16 protein-coding genes are annotated in these 17,082 nt (G+C 56.9%); 7 read left to right on the top strand and 9 right to left on the bottom strand.

Annotation, left to right across the window (positions count from 1 at the left end):
• Positions 1 to 18: 18 nt before the first annotated feature.
• Together sS8_RS07235 and sS8_RS07230 are read right to left on the bottom strand one after the other, a co-directional pair.
• Complete coding sequence (locus sS8_RS07235; protein WP_119632655.1) at positions 19 to 984, bottom strand: IS110 family RNA-guided transposase; 966 nt, start codon at positions 982 to 984, stop codon at positions 19 to 21.
• 463 nt (positions 985 to 1,447) lie between these two features.
• A complete protein-coding gene (locus tag sS8_RS07230) occupies positions 1,448 to 1,825 on the bottom strand; it encodes a hypothetical protein (protein ID WP_119629058.1) in 378 nt (125 codons plus the stop codon).
• A gap of 610 nt (positions 1,826 to 2,435) precedes the next feature.
• Here sS8_RS07230 and sS8_RS07225 point away from each other — a divergent pair.
• Both sS8_RS07225 and sS8_RS07220 read left to right on the top strand, forming a co-directional pair.
• Positions 2,436 to 3,599 (top strand): hypothetical protein, encoded by a 1,164-nt coding sequence (locus sS8_RS07225; protein ID WP_119629057.1) that lies wholly within the window; start codon positions 2,436 to 2,438, stop codon positions 3,597 to 3,599.
• Positions 3,600 to 3,630: 31 nt separating this feature from the next.
• The gene (locus sS8_RS07220) at positions 3,631 to 4,371 is read left to right on the top strand and encodes a ferritin-like domain-containing protein (RefSeq protein ID WP_119629056.1); all 741 of its coding nucleotides are present in this window, start codon (positions 3,631 to 3,633) and stop codon (positions 4,369 to 4,371) included.
• A 288-nt stretch (positions 4,372 to 4,659) separates the two neighbouring features.
• Here sS8_RS07220 and sS8_RS07215 read toward each other — a convergent pair whose 3' ends face one another.
• The 4 genes from sS8_RS07215 to grxC all read right to left on the bottom strand — a co-directional run bounded on the left by sS8_RS07215 (position 4,660) and on the right by grxC (position 8,669).
• Positions 4,660 to 5,547 carry a cupredoxin domain-containing protein gene (locus sS8_RS07215; protein ID WP_232020551.1) on the bottom strand — a complete coding sequence of 296 codons (888 nt, stop codon included), beginning with the start codon at positions 5,545 to 5,547 and terminating at the stop codon, positions 4,660 to 4,662.
• Positions 5,544 to 7,292, bottom strand: coding sequence for a multicopper oxidase domain-containing protein (locus sS8_RS07210; protein WP_119629055.1), 1,749 nt, complete (start codon positions 7,290 to 7,292; stop codon positions 5,544 to 5,546). The genes sS8_RS07215 and sS8_RS07210 overlap by 4 nt, the downstream gene beginning before the upstream one ends.
• 88 nt (positions 7,293 to 7,380) lie before the next feature.
• A complete protein-coding gene (locus sS8_RS07205) occupies positions 7,381 to 7,965 on the bottom strand; it encodes a hypothetical protein (protein WP_119629054.1) in 585 nt (194 codons plus the stop codon).
• A gap of 425 nt (positions 7,966 to 8,390) precedes the next feature.
• Positions 8,391 to 8,669 carry a glutaredoxin 3 gene (gene grxC, locus sS8_RS07200; RefSeq protein WP_119629053.1) on the bottom strand — a complete coding sequence of 93 codons (279 nt, stop codon included), beginning with the start codon at positions 8,667 to 8,669 and terminating at the stop codon, positions 8,391 to 8,393.
• A gap of 90 nt (positions 8,670 to 8,759) precedes the next feature.
• Between grxC and sS8_RS07195 the strand changes: the two genes are divergently transcribed.
• From sS8_RS07195 to sS8_RS07185, 3 genes are all read left to right on the top strand, one after another.
• Positions 8,760 to 8,966 carry a YgaP family membrane protein gene (locus sS8_RS07195; protein WP_119629052.1) on the top strand — a complete coding sequence of 69 codons (207 nt, stop codon included), beginning with the start codon at positions 8,760 to 8,762 and terminating at the stop codon, positions 8,964 to 8,966.
• A 406-nt stretch (positions 8,967 to 9,372) separates the two neighbouring features.
• Positions 9,373 to 9,990 (top strand): DUF502 domain-containing protein, encoded by a 618-nt coding sequence (locus tag sS8_RS07190; protein WP_119629051.1) that lies wholly within the window; start codon positions 9,373 to 9,375, stop codon positions 9,988 to 9,990.
• A gap of 53 nt (positions 9,991 to 10,043) precedes the next feature.
• Positions 10,044 to 10,901, top strand: a complete 858-nt coding sequence (locus sS8_RS07185) for an isocitrate lyase/PEP mutase family protein (protein WP_119629050.1) — start codon at positions 10,044 to 10,046, stop codon at positions 10,899 to 10,901.
• Positions 10,902 to 10,920: 19 nt separating this feature from the next.
• Here sS8_RS07185 and sS8_RS07180 read toward each other — a convergent pair whose 3' ends face one another.
• Positions 10,921 to 11,772, bottom strand: a complete 852-nt coding sequence (locus sS8_RS07180; RefSeq protein WP_119629049.1) for a thermonuclease family protein — start codon at positions 11,770 to 11,772, stop codon at positions 10,921 to 10,923.
• A 185-nt stretch (positions 11,773 to 11,957) separates the two neighbouring features.
• On the opposite strand from sS8_RS07180, the gene sS8_RS07175 reads away from it, so the two are divergent.
• On the top strand, positions 11,958 to 13,553 hold the full coding sequence (locus sS8_RS07175; protein WP_119629048.1) for a glycerol-3-phosphate dehydrogenase/oxidase: 1,596 nt from the start codon (positions 11,958 to 11,960) through the stop codon (positions 13,551 to 13,553).
• A gap of 108 nt (positions 13,554 to 13,661) precedes the next feature.
• Here sS8_RS07175 and sS8_RS07170 read toward each other — a convergent pair whose 3' ends face one another.
• Both sS8_RS07170 and sS8_RS27980 read right to left on the bottom strand, forming a co-directional pair.
• Positions 13,662 to 13,946 (bottom strand): hypothetical protein, encoded by a 285-nt coding sequence (locus sS8_RS07170; RefSeq protein WP_119629047.1) that lies wholly within the window; start codon positions 13,944 to 13,946, stop codon positions 13,662 to 13,664.
• A 318-nt stretch (positions 13,947 to 14,264) separates the two neighbouring features.
• Positions 14,265 to 14,423, bottom strand: a complete 159-nt coding sequence (locus sS8_RS27980; protein ID WP_170160982.1) for a hypothetical protein — start codon at positions 14,421 to 14,423, stop codon at positions 14,265 to 14,267.
• 635 nt (positions 14,424 to 15,058) lie between these two features.
• On the opposite strand from sS8_RS27980, the gene sS8_RS07165 reads away from it, so the two are divergent.
• Complete coding sequence (locus sS8_RS07165; protein ID WP_119629046.1) at positions 15,059 to 16,888, top strand: ATP-binding protein; 1,830 nt, start codon at positions 15,059 to 15,061, stop codon at positions 16,886 to 16,888.
• The last annotated feature ends 194 nt before the right edge of the window (positions 16,889 to 17,082 follow it).

The raw sequence follows: 17,082 nt of genomic DNA, 5'->3' as shown, positions 1-17,082 counted from the left end.
TAGATACTGTTATCCGGGTCAAGTGCCATGGAGTGCTGGATCGAAGGGTTTTCCGGACTTGAGGACGCCGAAAGCGACCTGGAGGAGCTTGCGCATCATGGCACCGATGATGAGCTTGGCGGGCTTGCCCGAGAGCGCGAGCCGGTTCTTGAAGGGCTGGCCCCAAGCGGTCTTATACAGGATCACCATGGCCGGCATGTAGAGGGCTTTGCGCAAGAAGGCATGGCCGACCTTGGACAGCCGCGGCTTGGTTTTCACGCTCGTTCCGGACTCCTGCCGGCGCGGGTCGAGCCCGGCGAAGGCGACGGCTTGTCGGCTATTGGCGAAGCGGCTGGGCTCGGCATAGAAGGCGAGCAGAATGGCGATGGTGCGTTCCCCGATACCGGGGATGCTCTCGAGTAATTCGCGCTTTCCCTTCAGATCGGGGTTAGAGTCGATGTGCTCATTGATGGTTTTGATCAGGCTCTTGATCTGCTGATCGAGCCAATTCAGGTGTTCTTGAATGTTGGTGCGCACCGCGTCCCGGGCGACCTCCAGGCGGTTACTTTCCTGGGTCCGCAGGGCTTGCAACGCATCCAGACGCAACACGAGCGCGCGCAAGGCGATTTCGGCTTCGCTTCTCGCCTGCCAGGGAGGCGGATGGCGTTCGGCGCAAAATTCGGCGATGAGGCGCGCATCGACGGCATCGGTTTTGGTCCGGGTTAAGCGGGAAGCGGCATAGGCTTTGATTTGGGCGGGGTTGATGACGCTGACAGTGAACCCTTGGGTAGCCAAGCACTGGGCGACGTCTTCCCAATACACCCCAGTGGCTTCCATACACACGTGAACATTCCGTGCCTCTGGGCCGGTGAGCCAAGTGACGAGGGTGGCGAACCCGTCTTGGGAGTTGGCGATGACTTGGGTTCGGAACTTCCCGTTGGGGAGGCGTAACGCGCAGTCCAGTTTGGCTTTGGCGACGTCAATTCCGAGATAAAACGTGGGCATCATGAACCTCAAATGATCTACCTTGTGAATGCGGGCTGCCGGCAAGCCGGGCCGAAGATACTGTTCGATCGCTCGATGAGGGTGAGCGACTGCTGCATCGATCGACGCAACGGGCTTGGTGTCCCAAGGGCGGGAACGGCATCCAGTCGCTCAAACCTGGAGCGCCCTCCAGGCCTGGGGTGACCGGTCGGGAGTCTTCTCCAACCCCTTCCGAACCACACGGAATTCATAATACAAGGTCGGGAATCCGTATCCGACGGCGCCATCGTTGGGTCGCGGGGTTGTCGGCAAAGGATTGCCGACCTGCGAAGTCTTGAATCGTTCCACACTGAGCGCCTTAACATTTTTTAGCCGTCCGGGAGTGTTTCGACCGAGCCCGTTGAATCCCCGGCGAGTCCTCTCGAGAATTGCTGCGTATGCCGCAGGACTTTCCTGATGCACTTGGTATTGCCTGCACATCCTCCTAGATGTAAAGCAGAAGGAGCATTAATAGCATTCCGGTCAGAGCGATTTGCCAGCCTACACTCGTCCAGCTGATCTGGACGCGCTCTTTCTGTTCTTGCCACCAAACCGGAAAGTCCGTCTTGGCGCGTTGGAAAAAGCCGTTCAGCTTTTTGAACGCAAACAGGAGAAAAAGCATCAGGATCCCAAAGCCTAGCCAGGCGGTAACCGCCTGTGCTTCATAGGGCGTGAGGGCCAGCACTGCCTCTAGGAGATGTTCGACCACCAATTCAATCGTTTCAAGCAGCAGTTCGACCGCCGTAATCAGAAAGTCCAGCAGTACATCGCCCCAAAACAGCGTTGCGAGCACCCCTGCTCCGATCACTCCGGCCTTCTTCATAAATCATCCCCCCTTTGTGTCTTTAGTGGCCTGGTTCTCAGGCCGCCACACAAAATGTCTGCGGAAAAGACAGGGTAAATCGCGTCCTTTTTTCGGAATGCGTCCCGACTAACGTATCCGAGGTATGGAATAAGGCGCGAACCCTGCTCCTTTCAGTTTACAGAGACCCGAGGTAATCCGCCATTCATTAATCTCGAATAGCCGATTTCCCTTGATGTGGCGTAGGCAGGCGGACGGCTTTGTCCAAGAGTACCTGTTAATCCCATGCAGGAATTGCGGCTGCGAACGTGAGCTGACAGTCGTCCATAGACGCTCTCTCTGTTTCAGGACGGGATGTCGCAGGCAAGAACCAAGCCTGATATTCCCCCTCCACGTTGTTTCCTCTCATTTTAGGGCAGTTGCTTCGAAAACGGTGCACAAGTGCTAGACCAGAAATGGTGCGGCAACGAGAAATATGCACTAGAAATGAACAATTGTTCGGGCCGGATAAGTGAATGAACGTAGAACTCTCGCAGGAATCCATTGGTTTCCCGGCGGTCATAGTCAGGAGTGTTTCGAAAACGAAACGCTTTTTCCTTTAGTACGGACCTACATTTGGACAGGAGGCGTTATGGCCATAAAGCTTTTCGATTCGCGAGGAGTTCCCCTTGAAAAGCAGAAGTTCACATGGAAAGAGCTCGTTCAGAAGCCCATCAGCAAGCTGGATGACGAGGCATTCACCCGAGTCAGAATCATCCTCATGAACGGATTGGAAACCGAGGCGTTACGTTTTCAGCATTTGTGCGCGCGAATGAACAAAGACCTGCAGGTGCCGCTGGCCAAGGTCAGGCGCACGGAACAGCATCAGCAGACTACCGTCAATTGGCTCATTTCCTCGGACCACTCGCCGCTGGAGACGACCATCGCTTACGAACAGGTTGCCGTCGAGGTTACGGCATCCGTTGCGCAGAACGAACCCGATGGTTATTTGGCTCAGGTTTACCGCTTCGGCTTGCTTGAGGATTTCGACCACCTTTACCGCTATTCGGCGCTGTTGGATCGGCTAGAGGGCAAAGACGCGAACAATATTTTGCAGTCCCACACGGACATCATTCCGGGAAGACCCACCGTGGACGAGCATCGAGCGCCGGAGAACGATTTGCGCGAGCACTATGATCGAACCACAGCTGCTGCGATCAGCAAGCTGCATGCGACGACGATCATGGCCGCCGAATATCAGACCCATGATTTCTACGCCAATGTCGGGCCGATGTATGCTGATCCGGTCGCGCGGCAGCTGTACGCGGAAATCGCCTCGATCGAGGAGCAGCACGTTACTCAATACGAGTCGATCATTGATCCGACCGAGACCTGGCTCGAGAAATGGCTGCTGCACGAAGCAACCGAGGCTTATAACTACTACAGCTGCATGGAGCAGGAATCCAATCCGCGGATCAAGGCGATCTGGGAACGCTTCCTGGATTATGAGCTAGGACACTTCGCGTACGTGTCGGAGTTGTTCAAAAAGTACGAGCGGCGAGACCCGGCCGAAGTCATTCCGGACACTCTGCCCGAGCCGATTCCGTTCCGGAGCAATCGGGAATTCGTCCGTAAGGTGCTGGATCAGGAAGTGAACTTGCGCACCCGGGGTACCCAATTCGTCGACAAGGCCCAGGAGGAGGCGGCATCGCTGGAATACCGTCGGCATATGAATTCGGAAGGGTCGCCGTCTCAAACGGTGGCTGCGGGATACCAGTGGTCTCCCGGAACCGAGCTGAATCGAAGGGTTGCCTAAATCGCTAGAAACCGCACTAAGGAGTGGAACCATGGAAAAATCAGTCGAGATGAGCACCAAGAATCGTACCGGCATCGGCATGTCGCCGGCAGACAGTCAGCGCATGATCGATGCGGCACAAGCTGTGCCTCCGAGTTCGTCCGGCGACGAATCGGCACTCGCAGCGCTTGATAGCGCATACATTCGGGAATCGGAGCCGATCGGTTCGGTGCCGGCACCGGGTACGCTGAAGGGAATGGCCCAGACGACGCTCCAGAAACTGACCGGCAAACACCCGGAAGTCCTGATCGATAAGCTGGGTGAGCGCCTGGCATTCGAGCGCACCGGCACACGGCTCTACGACTACCTGATCAACAAGTGTGAAACCGCTGCGGAATCCGGGGCGCAGGTTTCCGTTGACACGCTCAAACGTTTTCGGCGGGAAGAAGCCGAGCATTTCAAGCTGGTCGCCAAGGCCTTGGAGTCCCTGGGCGCCGATCCGACCACGCAGACGCCCGGTGCGGATGTCAGTGCAGTGGCGTCAAGCGGCGTTCTTCAGATCCTGAGCGATCCACGCACCTCGGTGGATCAGTCGCTGGAAGCGATTCTTACCGCCGAACTGGTCGACCACGCGGGCTGGGAAATGCTGATCCGGCTGGCCGGCGAGATGGGGCTCGATGAAATGACGGCCGATTTTCGGGCAGCGCTGGCCGAAGAGGACGATCATCTGCGACAGGTACGCCACTGGCATGAACAATCCGCATTGACGCACGCCGGAGTATCGATGACATAACACCGCGGTGCGGCTGCCTCGGGATTCGGCTTCTTGTTCAGGGCCGGGATAGCTCGAGGCGGCTGCAAGTCAGTTGGATGACGCCTCGTTGAACGAGGCATCGCGCCAACCGCCATCCCGACATACACCGCTTCCCCGGCTGCGTCGAGGCGTTCGGCCGCCGTCTGGGAACGGATTACAGTGGGTATTCTTGCGTATGAATAGAGGACGAAGGAGAGCGAACTTCTTGTCCGCTGCGAGGCGAGTCCGCAGGCATACGCGAGACGCCTCGCAGAAAGCGTGAGCAGCTTACTTCTTCAAGCTGCGATATAGGGAGCTTACTAGATGGACGGCTTGATCGAACAGGCTCTTGCCGAGATTGGCTCCATAGAGGACAACGTCTTTAGAGCTCATTCCCTGGAAGCGTTGTCTGAAATTGCTTATTAGAAAAGGTGTTGCGAACAAGCCGAGGATCACGCCGATAAGAAACGTGCCGGTGTTGGATGATGGTTGAGGAGCCGACGAAGGTTGTGCCGACTGCGGTCCGATGGCCGGTGGTGCGGGCGTGGCAACCGATGCTTGCGCAGTGCCGTAATTATCCGGAATCGCGAAATCGGTTAGGCCGGGAATGCTGGGAAACGTGCCGCCGCCTTTACCTACGACCAGCTGCGCTTTCATTCCCTTTTCCATATGCTGGGCGATATCGCAGTGCACGAGGTAAGTCTTGTCTTCCTTCGGCATGATCAGTGTGCCGCTGATTTTTGCGGGGCCGGTCACTTCCAAGTGGAACATGCCTTTGTCGTACAAATATTTCGGCAGTCCATGCATCATCCATTGATGGCGGATGTGGTCCTCGTTGATGAAATGCACGGTAAGCCGCGTGCACGGTTTGACGCGCCACTCCTGCTTATCGAACGCGAACATGGTTCCGGGAAATTTCTTCGAATATTTGTGCCCGGCTCTTACGGTGATTTCCTCGTCGCCGCTGATCTTATCGCAGCCCGGGGGAAGTTTGTCCTTGTTTTGCCCCATAACCATGGCACCATCCATGTCCATAAGGTGCCCATCGCCGTGATCCATCAGCAGTTTATGTTCCACGATTTCTTCTTGTTTCGCCGCGTAAGCGGGCAATGCGGTCAGCAGAGCGCTGAATATGATGAGATGAGTAAACTTAGACATGACGTTGGACTGCCTCAATGCTTGCCTTTGGCCTGGGATGCGACTTGGTTGATTACAGCGCGCACGCGGTCACGGTAGATATAGAGGAGATAACCAGCGATACCGAACATCAATCCGTTGAAAAGACTGCCCAGCGGACTGGATGAGGTATCAGTCGAGAGCGGGGCGGAAGTCGAGCTGACCTCGACTGCCTTGGATACGGTTGCGGCGTCCGCTGTTTGCATGCCGGCCGGCTCGCCCAAGCTGCCCCAGTCGTCGGCCCAGTCCTGCCAGACCGGAATCTTTCTTTGCCAGAATTCCTTGGTGAAATAGGGCGTCAGATCCATGCCGTGGGTTTTCGGCGTGCCTTTTTCGTCCAGATACGACTTGTATACGATCAGGCTGATACTGCCGCCTTCGCCCATACCGTCGGTGGTGAACGCTTTTTCAACATGGTCGTGAAACATCCAGATGCCTGACCCGAAGCTGTGCAGGCCGTCATCCTTCGTGCTTATGGACAAATCGAGGCGCTGGGCAGGCGCCATCATATAGACGTCTCGAGTCACCTGGGCGCTGGGGTTCTGCTCGACCCCGTCATAGTGGGTTTCCGTCGCTTTGTGGCCGTGAGTGTGGAGCGCGAGCGTTTCGGTATGACCGTTGAGAATACGCAGCTTGATCTTCTGATCGGGATCCACCGTGATGAGGGATTCACGAAGGGTGTACGGGAAGGAACGCCCGTTCAGCAAGAAATAATCCTCGGTCGCGTCCGTGATGTCGTACTCCTGATTCATTGCTCTTGCAATCAGACGGGGGTCATTGGCCAATTGCGGGAGCGCATGCATTTCCTTGTCGACTGACTGATAGTGCAAATCATATTCCTGATCGAATTTTTCCGACACGGCAACGGAAGGATGACGGACTTGGCCGTTGCCCACGTTGAAAGTCTGCACCCAGTTGTTGGGCTTGTTTTCTTCTACGACAATCATGCCCGCGAGCCCCATCGGAATGTGCGTATGAGGCTGCACGTGGCAGTGGTAATACATGGTGCCGGGCTGGCGCGGGCGAATCACGTAAGTCTTGCTTTCACCCGGCATGATGTCCATTTGACTCGTCTGGCCCACACCGTCGTTGCCTTCGCCGCCGTGATCCATGAAGGGATGGTCGACGCCGTGAAGATGTATCGAGTGCGGGAAGTAGTGGGTGTTTTCGACTACCAGCCAGACCACATCGCCCTGTTCGATACGTATCGTAGGGGACGGCATGCGAATGAGCGGATTGGCTTCTACGCTGGCGAAGCTCCGCGTCGACATATCGCGGCTTTTCGGAGCGAAGACCCAGAAGCTGGGCTGGATTCCCGGTGCGATGTCGAAAGTTGGAACTACGCCTGCAAAATCCGGCGAGCGTCCATTCAGCTCGATGATTTCGAGTTTGATGATGATATGGTCGGGGTCTCCGTCGCCATCCATGTCGTTCGTCTTGGTAATCGCGTCCGCCGCCAGGTTGGACGTATCCATGATCGTCTGCATGGAGATGTTGTTGGTCCCCTTGACGAAAGCCGCGATATCGGCGGGGTTGTCGGGGTTGCAGACCCTCGATTCTTGAATGGTTACGCCTTCGAGGACCTGCGCCTTGCGCCAATCGCTGGGAGCTCTGTCGTCACAGAAAGGTTCCGCTTCGCCCATCGGAACTTTGGAACTGGGCGGCGGAGAAGTAACGGCGCCGGCGCCGGTGGATAAACCTAACAGGGCTGAACCAAACAAGAATACGAGGCAACGTGTCTGCATTTTGAGTACCGCTGGGAACGAAGATTCGAAGACGTGACTAAGGCTTACGAGGTTTGGCGCTTAGTCATGAGATTCGACCTGAAAGTTCCTAAGAGGATTTCTTCATCATCCGGTCTACAGCGCCCTTAAACGACGCATTGGAGAGGTATAAAATGTAGCCGACCGCGATCAGAATGACTGCGATGACCAGGTAGGTGCTGGTCGAAAGTGCGCCGGATGCCGTGCCCACACTAAAAGGGACGTGTGCGTCCACTTTTTGACCTTCATTAACCAGAGTTACGTGGGCCAAGTAATCGCCGGGTTCGGTGAAGTTGATCGTGGTATTTACCGTTCCTGTCGGATAGTTTGAGGGCTCCTTATAGAACAGGCGGGTCCCTTGGGGTTCCTTGGTAACTTCGAACTCGACCGTCATATTCCGCAGGGCCTTTCCTTCGTAGTCGAACACCAAGGTGGCAGAGCCAAGTTCAGGAATCGAATTGCAGTATTCGGTCGTTCCGGTCAGTTGCGGCTGGTAAGCGGTGAAATGTACCCAGTGCGGACCGACCGGAATACGGCAAGCATCCAAGTCGACGCCCGAGGCGCCGCCGTGGGCCCAGGTCGATACCGGGATAACGGAAAAAACGAGCACGCCTAGGGCAAGCAAGCACTCTTTTAACGAAATGAGTTTACGCATATCTCTTCCCTCACTTGGTGGATTATCGGATTTTTGTATTTTGTTGATGCGAGCCGGCAACAAAAGGCTCAGAGTTTACCGCCTTCTTCCTCTCGCCTCCGAATAAGCTTAAGGAATAGGTAAATATACATAACCAAGACGCCATGTACAATCGCAAGGCTTATATGTTCTCGGCGTACGCCAGGCGTGCTTTGGGCTTCAGCCGTCCGGCTGATTCAGAACGAATTGATATTAATGACACATATTTGAGAATTTAGTTTTGAGAAAAATCAATTAATTCGTGACTGGAACTCCCCCAAACTGCTTCCCGAATCCGAGCGCACGCCCATCGTGGACTCGGAATAGACGCCCCGCTCTTTCGCAACGGGCACGACTTCGACCCTATTCGGGACAGGCTCGTGCTCGCGCTGCTCGCCGCACATTTGTCAGTCAGAGGCCGTTGCCTGATTGGCAGCGAGTAAAAGATCCAGTTCGCCCTCGCGGTCCAGGGCGGCAAGCTCGTCGAAACCGCCCACATGAGTTTCACCGATGTAAATTTGGGGTACCGTGCGGCGTTTTGTTTTTTCCATCATTTCGAGCCGGAGCTCTGGCTCCAAGTCGACTCTGATCTTGTGGATATTCTGAACGCCTTTCTTCAACAGCAGTCGTTCCGCCATGACGCAGAACGGACAGAATGCAGAGCTGTACATGACTACATTGGCCATCAAAATATTTCCCTCTAAAGTTCGGGCTGCCCCGAATTCTTGATTACCGGCTGGGTTTGCTATATTAGAGAAGTCTAACACGAGGTTGTCATGACTACACACCGATTAGTGAGAATTTTCGCCGGCTTTTTCGTTTTGCTGTCTTTGGCGCTGGGCGCCGAAGCCAGTCCGGTATACGTCAACAAGAATTGGCTCTGGTTTACGGCATTCGTGGGAGCGAACCTGTTTCAGAGCGGATTCACGAGGTTCTGTCCCTTGGAGATTATTCTGCAAAAGCTGGGATTCAAAGAGTCCTAGCCTATGAAACGGAAACGGCCCGGACGACGTTAGTCGGATTATCAAGGTGGAAACGGCAGGTACCCGCCTGAATGGCGTTTAAAGCTCGACGAGTCCGAACCATGCTCGGTCTTGGCGGTGATTACTCTGTCGGGGCTGGGCGGCGGAGCCGTTGACTATCGTAGCGTCTTACGATACGCGTGGCGGATTCAGCTTTGTCCTAGCTGAGACGGTAGAAAAGTGATTGCCCCGACACGTCATCCGCTATTGTTGGGACTTTTTCAACGTTCCAAAACTGGCGCTGTCCCCAGTACACTTTTTTCCGCAAATCATGTTTCCTTGTGTAGGGTGGTCGAGGGACGCATCGCTCGGCCGGCTCCGATTGTTTCAGAATTTCAAATGAGTCACCAAAGCGGCTGGCAACGAGATGAAAAAAACATTACAGAAATTCTTCGGCTATTTTCTCATCGGTGCCTTGGGTCTGTTGCCCATCGTCATCATCCTCCAGATCGTCATCGCCGTCGAAGGATTGCTTCGAGACTTTGTGTCAAGCATCTTCGGTCGTTATGAAAACTTCCTAATACCCATAGGCTTGTTTACGGCGGCGGTATTGGTTCTGACGTATTTCGGCTATCTTCTCAAGCAGGACAAGGCCCATCTTTGGTACTACCTTGAAGGCCTGCTGAATCGTATCCCGCTAATTGGCACGATTTATCGCGTCACCAAGAAAATACTGAACCTGTTTCGGGGCGACGAGGAGGATAAGCTGCGTGACGTGGTTTACATCGAATACCCCAAAGAGGATATTTGGGTACCGGCATATGTGACTAACCGGATCGACGATCAACTGGTGTTGTACATACCGACATCGCCGAACCCGACTTCAGGCTTTACGGTGATCGTCCACGAATCAAAGGTTAAGGTGTCGGAGATGAGTATCGAGGAAGCGTCGAGTTTCGTCATCAGCCTCGGTGTGGACATACCGAGACCGGATGAGGCTCCGCGCCTTCTTTCGGGGACCGATAGCGCACCCCTGCAATCCTGATTTTCGTTTTATCGGGTTTTTCCATGTTCCCTGAGTTCCGAGGAGAAGACCAAATGGCCGCTACTACCACTCGCTTGAAAGAGCTTCTCGCCGCGCCCGGGATCCGCATTATGCCGGGCTGCCATGACGCCCTTTCCGCCAAGCTGGTCCAGGAGGCCGGTTTCGAAATGGGCTTCATGAGCGGTTTCGCCGTCTCGGGAGCTCGTCTCGGCTTGCCGGATACCGGTTTGATTTCCTACGGAGAACTGGTGGAACAGGGGCGGAACATTTGTGCTGCCGTCACTATTCCGATGTTCGGCGATGGCGATACCGGTTTCGGCAATGCGCTCAACGTGACGCGGACCGTCCAGGGTTACGCTCGCGCCGGATTCGCCTGCATCATGATCGAGGACCAAATGGCCCCAAAACGTTGCGGTCACACCCAGGGGAAGGCCGTGGTAAGCAGGGAAGAGGCAGCCATGCGAATCCGTGCGGCGGTTGATGCCCGCAACGCCGGCGACGACATACTCATCATGGCGCGAACCGACGCCAGGGCCGTGCTGGGTTTGGAGGAAGCCATCGCACGCTGTCGATTGTTCCGGGAGTTGGGCGCCGATATTACTTTTCTGGAAGCGCCCGAAAGCGTCGAAGAAATGCGCCGCTACTGCACGGAAGTCGGCGGACCCAAGATGGCCAATATGATCGAATTCGGCAAAACGCCGGTATTGCCGCCGCGGGAACTCGAAGCAATAGGCTACAAGATTGCCGTATATCCTTTGACTTTGCTGAATGCCGGCATCCGCGCCATGCGCGATGCGTTGGTCTGCCTCAAGCAGGGGCGAACTCCCGGGAACATCATGGATTTCGAAGAATTGAAAGCGTCCGTCGGGTTCCCTCGATATTACGACGAGGAGCAGCGTTACCGATATTGAAATCCCCGGTTTGCATGGCTCATCTGCGGATGACGAGCGCGCTCGGATGTTTTACGAAGATCGAATAATTGCCGCGCCTGCGCGATACCCATCCCCGTGTCTCGACCGTTTGAGTTAGGTAGGTCTTCAAGGGAGGAAACAGGCTCAGGTTTTTTTTCGCGATTCGGACTTCGAATCGATCGGAGAATTTTAAGCGTACATACCGCCTTCCCGAAGAAATCCCGGTTGGCCTACCTGTCAGACGCTGCCAGCCGCGTAGCCTGGGCCGGGCGATGAGCGCTCCGACCGATTTCGCCCGATACTCCGGCATTCCCCAGATGCCGCGTCGCGCTTGCTCCGCGCGGTTCTGTGCCCGGGTCAAAGCTTCAGCAAACTTGAGATTCGGGGGATGAATGTCGACAAAGGCCAAGCCCGCGTCCACCAAAGTCAGGTTGACGTGTTCGCGGTTTTCGGTAAAGACATGGGCCAGCATCCGTCCGTACTTGTCGCGAAGCTCCCGGTCTTGCTCCAGGCGTACCATGCGCCCGGTCAGGCGGCTTTGCAGCCACTGCTTCGCCTCTTCACCCCCCGCTTCGCCCATCTTCTTCGGGCTGTCCACTTCCGGCGTATTGATGCCGAGCAAGCGGACTTTCTCGCCGTTGTCGAGCAGAAAGGTGTCTCCATCGAATACGAGTTTTACTCGGTGGACCACGGGCGCCGTATCGATGTCCATACGTACGGCGCCTTGTACGGCGTGATCGGAATAGTGAATGCGTCCTGTGGCGTCCGCCCAGCGGAAGACATCCTTGCCTTCGATGGGGCCGCACAGGACGAGCAAGGCCGCGAATACCGCGATTTGGGTATGAAGCCGAACCAATAAGGAGTCTTTCATTAGCAAAGCGATCGGATATTAGGCCGCATTCCAGCGGCAAATCTTGAATGTGCGAAAAGTGCACCCGACTCGCTTGTATCCAAAGCCGGGGCGGGGATATTCTCGATGTCGGGTTCACTGGCGGCGCGAGTGTAACATTCTGAGGATCGGTCTAAAAAGCAAGGGGAATCCAGGCGATCACAAGCATGCGGCGACGATTTTTCGACCTCAAGAACAAAACCTTCGATTTGCTGGTCGTCGGTGGCGGCATTTACGGTGCCTGGACGGCTTATGATGCCGTTTTGCGTGGGTTATCGACGGCCCTGATAGACCAGGGAGACTGGGCCGGAGCTACCTCGTCGGCGTCCACCAAGCTGATCCACGGCGGACTGCGCTACCTCGCCCAGGGCCATTTCGGCCTGGTTCGGACATCCTTGAACGAGCGGCAGCGGCTGATGCGGCTTTGTCCTCATCGAGTCGAAGAGCTTCGATTCGGTATCCCGGTCTATCGAGGCGCTCCCCCTCGCGCCTGGCAGCTTTGTCTGGGGCTCCGGATTTACGATCTTCTGGGGAGCGCGACCGGCTCGTACGCGCGCCACGAGCGTCTGAGCGCGGAAGCATTTGCGCTTCGTTTCCCATGGGTTCACCCCACGAACCTGGAAAGCGGCTGGGTTTATGGCGATGCGCAGACGGACGACGCCCGGTTCGTTCTGGAACTCGTGGACGGCGCCTTGGGTGCAGGTGCGGTTGCAGTCAACTATTGCGGGGCCATTGCCTACGAGGAGCGGCACGGGCATACCATGGACGTGATCGTCAAGGATCAGATCACGGGGGAACAGACGCCGGTGCGTGCCCGTTCTGTCGTGAATGCCACGGGCGCGTGGGTGAAAGATATGTCCGGTATCGCACGCGGTTCGTTTCGGCTCTGCAAGGGCGTTCACCTGATCTTGCCCGCTTTGCCCGGCAAGGATGCCTTGCTGTTCTTTTCGGAAACCGACGGACGGGTGGTGTTTCTTGTGCCGTGGTACGGCTTGACCTTGTTAGGCACTACCGACACGGATTATGTCGGCGATCCCTCGGATGTCGTGGTAGAGCCGGACGATGTCGATTATTTGTTGGGTACGGCAAACCGTGTACTCGGCTCCGTACAATGGACCGAACACGATATTATCGGCGGTTTTGCCGGTCTCCGGGTGTTGAAGAGCAAAAAAGGGCTTGCGCCGTCCGGGCTCAGCCGCGAGTGGGTCTTGGAAGAATTGAAAAACGGCGTCCTAGTCTCGGTGGGCGGCAAATTTACCTCGGCGCGGCAGAGCGCCGCGGCTATCGTGGATAGAGTGTGCCGAAAACTGGGTATCCGAAGAACGAGCAAGACGGCCGATCTGGCTTTTCCATGGGCTCCGGCCGAGGAGTATGCGGGATGGTTCCGCGACAGAGTGGGGCAAGGGCGGAGTTTGGGATTGTCGGAGGAGCAAGTGCGCTGGTTGAGTTTCCGCCATGGCCGGCGGATTGACGAAATTTTCCGATGCATCGAGCGCGATGGAGCCCTGGGTACGCGGATGCACCCGCAGCTGCCTTTCATCCTCGCCGATTTATACCATTGTGCGCGGTGCGAGATGGTCGTTCATTTGGACGATCTGCTGCGTCGTCGTTTGCCGTTACTGCTCCTGCACCGGCTTTCCCGTGATGAAATGGAAGCCATCGCGGCCAAAATCGCGCCAATCCTCGGATGGGACACGGCCCGTCAACGCCTTGAAATCGGCAAATGTCTGGATAGTTTTCCCAAATTCCGGAAGCGGGCATAACGCTGGAACCTCCCGCGCATGGGTCCGGTCATCTTCCGGTTGCGCCCTGTTGTACCAAGCGACCGACCGGGCGAAGGCGTTGGCGCCTTCGGCCAGGATAGATCGCCTCTAGCTCTGCCGAGTGTTCGTGACCAGGTGCATATCGAACCGTTGCTCCAGCAACAAGACCAGGCCGGCAACCCAGCCGTCAGCCTGCTGGTGCAAGCTCTCTACAAGGTTTCGGTCGAGCTCCGGGCGTCGTTGAAAAACGATGGCCGTTGTCTCTTCCAGGCTCAACCGAAGTTGGTCCCAGCTCAACAATGCCAGCAGACCGTTCGCGCGTAGCCGGACATAGGCGTCAGAGGGTTCGCCATGGCTTAACACGATAATTCGCATCCCAATCGGGGCTTCCATTGCTGCCAGGGCGATAATCGAGTGGAACGCGGAGGCGTCCGGTACCTCTTGGAGGTTGTCGAAAACGATAACGCTCGGAGCTTGCAGCCGCGCATAAAGTTCGCGGAAGAACTTGCGGGCGAAGCTTTCGACATCGGAAAGATGCTCCGGTGTCAGTAAAGGCAGGGCACCACCTTCTCCGGCTTGGGTGAGGCTAAGATAGTAGAAGAAGCTGGCCAGATCCCCGTCGTCGCGATCGACCTGATACCAGACGCCGGGCAGATGATGAGCGGCGACATAGCTGGCAACTAACGATGTCTTGCCTGCGCCGGGAGGGCCTTACAGCCAGATGATCGGAACCGAAGCCGCATCAAGCGCTTCGAACAGGCGCCGGCGCGTCACCGCGTGGGAAATCCGTGGACGTGTAAGCTTTGCAAGCTGGGGGCCACTCATGACACCGCCGAGGCCTCGCACCTGATCGTAATTGCCGAAACTCATACTCTTTCCTCGGGGCTATGGACTCATGATGATGGCAGTAATGGATAAAGCGTGGTTTTCTCGCGAGCGTCAGTCACGGAGAAACCGCCGGTCGTCCGCATTCGTTGCAGCGGCCTGTCGCCGCTGAAACGCGTTTCGTCCGGGTTGCGTCCAAATCCGACGTCCGACCGGAGAGTCCTTATATGAAAAATCGATCCGTTCGCTCTGTGAAATAATGCCGCGAACATATCGGTGCAGGTTGATAGCATGGCTTAAGACATTTGCGAGGTCGGCGCAGAGTCCGTGCATCGCTCCCGGGCCAGGACGCGGCGGCAGCCGCCGGGCGGTCCAAAACTTTCGACCTGCTATGGCTTTCCGGCGTACGATTCGGGGGGTAGAGGTCCGGCGTTTGCTGCGATATCGCGGCGAAAAACGCTGCGGAGCCTTCGATTTCATACGAGATCCTCTTTGATGGGACCTTTTTGAGTAAATGGCAATCACGAATAACGGTTCCGGCAGCGACGGTTCGCGTCCGGCACGGGAAAAGCTTATCAGCAGCGAAACCGGATTGCCGTTCAGGTACCGTGGAAATGTCGTGCAATTTCCGTAAACGCTGCACAATCTGCTACAGATTTTGTTTTGAATAGAAGACCGTAATGAACCGTCGACATCACCCTTTCTTTCCCCCGTTTCAGCTCGATTTGGCCAATGAGAAACTGTGTTGCGGTGCAGAGCACATACCCTTGCGGCCGAAGGCGCTCGCCGTGCTGCGTTATCTGGCGGAACACCCGCAGAGCTTGGTTACCAAGGAAGAGTTGCTCGAGGCGGTCTGGCATCAGCCCTATGTGAGTGAAGGATTATTACGGGGGTATATTCGCGAGCTCCGTGCAGTGCTCGGTGATGAAGCCGAGTCGCCGCGCTTCATTGAGACGGCCAGCCGGCGAGGGTATCGGTTCATTGCGCCGGCCTCCGTTACCCCGCCGGACATCCCAGGAGAGAATCGGACGGAGTCCGCCTTTAGCGCAGCCACTGTCGGGTGTCTGCGGGTCGGACGGGAAACGCAGCTGGAGCGCTTGCGCGAGCTGTGGCGGGCGGCTCAGGGTGGCCGGCGGCAGATCGTTTTCGTGACCGGGGAGGCGGGGTTGGGCAAAACGACTTTCGTCGAGATGTTTCTTGAGACCATGACGCGGGTTGAGCACCAGGTGCTGTGGGGGCAATGCATCGAGCACTATGGATTGGGAGAGGCATTTCTGCCTCTGCTGGAGGCCTTGAGTCGGGAGGGAAAGGGTTTGAAAGCGGCATTGAGCGCTTATGCTCCCACCTGGCTGGCGCAGTTGCCGAGGCTGCTCTCGGCGGAGGAACGGGAGCAGGTGCAGCGGCAAGTGTTGGGAGCGACTCGGGAACGTATGCTGCGGGAAGGGTGCGAACTCCTGGAGGCTCTGTCGGCGGATGTGCCGCTGGTGCTGGTTCTGGAAGACATGCACTGGGGCGATTATGCCACCCTGGATCTTCTCGCGGCGCTGGGGCGACGCCGGGAGAAGGCAGCGCTATTGGTGATCGTCAGCTACAGGGCGAGCGATCTGGCGCTTCGCGATCATCCCCTCCAACAAGTGCGGCAGGAGTTGCTGGCGCGTCGACTGTGCGCGGACCTGCCGATCGACGCCTTCTCCCGGGAAGAACTGCGCGCGTATCTCGATCGGCGGTTTCCCAATGCCTCATTTCCCGAAGAAATCGCCAGGATTATTCATCGCCGTACCGGCGGCCAACCTTTGTTCGTTGTGAATCTTATCGATCATCTCCTGACCGAAGGACGTCTTCGGCAAACCGAGAAACGGTGGAGTGTCGAAGGCAGTGCAGACGATCTGGAACGCGGCGTACCGGACGACATCCGAGAACTGATCGAACATCAGCTCGGACGCTTGTCGGTTCGAGAGCAGCAGTTGCTCGGCGTAGCGAGTGCAGTCGGAATGGAGAGCTCGGCAGTCCTTCTGGCGGCAGCCTTGGAAGAGGATCCGCTGGCTGTCGAGGCTTGCTGCGAAGCACTGGTGCGGCGGAGCCCGATGTGGATGGCGAGTGGGGTGGCCGAGTGGCCGGACGGTACCGTGGCGGGAAACTATGCGTTCCGCCACGCTTTGTTTGCGGAAGTGGTTTACCGGCGGCTGGCTCCGGCCTACAGGATCGTTCTGCACCGGCGGCTGGGCGAACGGCTGGAATGTGCTTTCGGGAGAAGGTCGGGCGAAATTGCGGCCGAATTGGCTCGGCATTTCGAGGAAGGGAGGGATTTTAAGAAGGCCTTGGGATATCTGCAGCTCGCCGCCGAACAGGCTGCGCGGCGTTTCGCCAACCGCGAAGCCTTGAATTACCTCGGCCGTGCATTGGAGTTGGTGGACCGGTTGCCGGCCGAAGCCCGCATCGACAACCGTCTGGCTCTCATGGAGCTGCGCGCCCTGGTGCATCGCGTGCGCTGCGAGACATGGAGCGAGTGAGCGAGCGAGTCGAGTAGTCCCCGGAAGCCCGAGCGCCGGGTGTGAGACCGAAGGTCGACGCGATAGCGGCGGTCGGAGGTCTCACACAAGGCATCGCGACCGGGCGTCGAGTCATCTGCGAGCGGTGTCCGGACCCCTTGTTGGGTCCGGACCAGACGAGCGGGGACGGCCGGGGCGCCGAAGGCAATAACTCG

The sequence above is a fragment of the Methylocaldum marinum genome, from assembly GCF_003584645.1.
Lineage (GTDB): Bacteria > Pseudomonadota > Gammaproteobacteria > Methylococcales > Methylococcaceae > Methylocaldum > Methylocaldum marinum.
This window is presented reverse-complemented; position numbering and strand designations above follow the sequence as displayed.

What these genes read in the sequence shown, in the direction of transcription:
- sS8_RS07235 (WP_119632655.1), bottom strand. Translation starts at nt 984, where the DNA reads ATGCCCACGTTTTATCTCGGAATTGACGTCGCCAAAGCCAAACTGGAC.
- sS8_RS07230 (WP_119629058.1), bottom strand. Translation starts at nt 1,825, where the DNA reads ATGAAGAAGGCCGGAGTGATCGGAGCAGGGGTGCTCGCAACGCTGTTT.
- sS8_RS07225 (WP_119629057.1), top strand. Translation starts at nt 2,436, where the DNA reads ATGGCCATAAAGCTTTTCGATTCGCGAGGAGTTCCCCTTGAAAAGCAG.
- sS8_RS07220 (WP_119629056.1), top strand. Translation starts at nt 3,631, where the DNA reads ATGGAAAAATCAGTCGAGATGAGCACCAAGAATCGTACCGGCATCGGC.
- sS8_RS07210 (WP_119629055.1), bottom strand. Translation starts at nt 7,292, where the DNA reads ATGCAGACACGTTGCCTCGTATTCTTGTTTGGTTCAGCCCTGTTAGGT.
- sS8_RS07205 (WP_119629054.1), bottom strand. Translation starts at nt 7,965, where the DNA reads ATGCGTAAACTCATTTCGTTAAAAGAGTGCTTGCTTGCCCTAGGCGTG.
- grxC (WP_119629053.1), bottom strand. Translation starts at nt 8,669, where the DNA reads ATGGCCAATGTAGTCATGTACAGCTCTGCATTCTGTCCGTTCTGCGTC.
- sS8_RS07195 (WP_119629052.1), top strand. Translation starts at nt 8,760, where the DNA reads ATGACTACACACCGATTAGTGAGAATTTTCGCCGGCTTTTTCGTTTTG.
- sS8_RS07190 (WP_119629051.1), top strand. Translation starts at nt 9,373, where the DNA reads ATGAAAAAAACATTACAGAAATTCTTCGGCTATTTTCTCATCGGTGCC.
- sS8_RS07185 (WP_119629050.1), top strand. Translation starts at nt 10,044, where the DNA reads ATGGCCGCTACTACCACTCGCTTGAAAGAGCTTCTCGCCGCGCCCGGG.
- sS8_RS07180 (WP_119629049.1), bottom strand. Translation starts at nt 11,772, where the DNA reads ATGAAAGACTCCTTATTGGTTCGGCTTCATACCCAAATCGCGGTATTC.
- sS8_RS07175 (WP_119629048.1), top strand. Translation starts at nt 11,958, where the DNA reads ATGCGGCGACGATTTTTCGACCTCAAGAACAAAACCTTCGATTTGCTG.
- sS8_RS07170 (WP_119629047.1), bottom strand. Translation starts at nt 13,946, where the DNA reads ATGGAAGCCCCGATTGGGATGCGAATTATCGTGTTAAGCCATGGCGAA.
- sS8_RS27980 (WP_170160982.1), bottom strand. Translation starts at nt 14,423, where the DNA reads ATGAGTTTCGGCAATTACGATCAGGTGCGAGGCCTCGGCGGTGTCATG.
- sS8_RS07165 (WP_119629046.1), top strand. Translation starts at nt 15,059, where the DNA reads ATGAACCGTCGACATCACCCTTTCTTTCCCCCGTTTCAGCTCGATTTG.